At 67.9% G+C, this 1641-nt stretch carries 2 protein-coding genes; both read right to left on the bottom strand.

Features of this window, described 5'->3' with window-relative positions:
• A partial coding sequence (locus N790_RS07775; RefSeq protein WP_043802873.1) for a hypothetical protein occupies window positions 1-681 on the bottom strand: 681 nt, incomplete at its 3' end.
• Window positions 682-883: 202 nt separating this feature from the next.
• The coding region (locus N790_RS16435; RefSeq protein WP_043802871.1) for a hypothetical protein at window positions 884-1641 on the bottom strand (758 nt) is incomplete at its 5' end.

Genomic DNA, 1641 nt, shown 5'->3' with positions numbered 1-1641 from the left:
CGAGAAGGCGTACTCGATGGTGGTGACGATGTCGAGGTTGCCGGTGTTGGTGAGGGTGCGGTTCGGCGGGATGATCAGCTCTTCGGCGATCAGGCGCGGGCTGTTCGAACCCGGCACGGTCAGGTTGACCGTGGCGTCGGCTTCCAGGATCACGCGCTCCCAGCCGGCGGCGCCATTGAGGTTGTTGTTGCCGCAGCGGTAGCCGGAGTTGGTGGTGCCGCCGCCGGTGTGGATGCACATGCGCAGGTCTTCCACGGTGCCCGGGAAGAAGTCGCAGGAGTCGCGGTTGATCGGTTCTCCCTGCGGCGCATAGCCCCAGGACCAGTTGTCGTTGTAGTACCAGCCCACGCCATTGGCATTGTGCGGGACGTCGCCGGTGCCGGTGTCGAAGAACACGTCGGTGCGCGGCGCCGCGGCCACCAGGGTGAAGTTCGGATCGCCCACCGGACGGCAGGCCATCATGGTGAGCTCCTTGTCGCAGTCGGCCTGGATGGTGGCCAGCGACGTGCCGCTTTCGTCGAAGGTGCTCTGGTGGCAGACGCTCCAGCCGCCGCCGGTGACGGTGGCTTCGGGCACGTTCTGCTGCACGCCCGACGGGTAGTACTGCGCGGCGGCATCGCCGGAGAACAGGAGGCCCGCCGCCAGCAGCAGCGAAGCCTGGGTGGTGTATCCGATCTTCATGTTTTTTCCCCTAGGTGGAAGACAACGCTGGCCGGGGGAGGGCATGGCCCTCCCGCGCCGGAACTGCGGTCCCCGGCAGTCTAATGCCCTCCGCCTCCGGATGTCATGCCCCCGCCCCCAAAAGGAAAGGGCCCGCTTGCGCGGGCCCTCCCTTCACAGCCTTTGTAGGAGCGGCTTCAGCCGCGACCCCCTGCGCCGGATATCAATTGCTACCCGGGCGAACCATCACGTGGTTGCTGATCGTGCCCGAGTCCGGGTTGACGATCTGGTACAGGCCCTGGATCTGGCCGTTCGGACCCGAGATGGTGACGTTGAGCGTGGCGCGCGGGGCGGCGGTGAAGCCGGTCAGCACGGACGTCAGGTCGACCACCTTGGTGCCGCCCGCCGGCACGGAACCGGTGAGGTTGGCGGTGGAGATGACGTTGCCGGTTTCGCCGAACACCGCGATCTCGTACGGACGATCCTGCGAACCGGTGTTGGTGAGCACCAGGCGCGACAGGTAGTTGGCCGGGACCTGCGCCAGCGGGGCCTGCAGCTCGGTGCCGTTGCGGGTGATCGCGCCCAGGTCCAGCGGGCCACGGCCGCCCACGGCGTAGGTCGGGGCCGAGGCCGAGACCGGGGCCAGGGCCACGGTGAACTCGCTGGCGCGGATCGGGTCGCCACCGGCCGCGAAGCACAGGTAGTGGTTCATGGCGGCGTTGCTGCCGATGGTGAACACGGCCTCGGTGTCGTCGAAGCTGTCGGCGGACTGCACCACGGTGCCGCAGTCGGCGTCGGCGGAGAAGAACACGTCGGACGCGGTGTCGAAGTCACCGGAGAACACGAGCGCGGTGTTGGCGCCCATCAGGTCCACCAGCTCGATCGGCAGGCCGTCGAGGGTCATCGGCTGGCTGGTGCCGTTGACCTGGGCGACGGTGCCGTAGCTGAAGCCGCCGATCTGGCCCAGCAGGATGTCGAAGG

It is taken from the genome of Arenimonas malthae CC-JY-1, from assembly GCF_000747075.1.
In the GTDB taxonomy this organism is placed as follows: domain Bacteria; phylum Pseudomonadota; class Gammaproteobacteria; order Xanthomonadales; family Xanthomonadaceae; genus Arenimonas; species Arenimonas malthae.
This window is presented reverse-complemented; position numbering and strand designations above follow the sequence as displayed.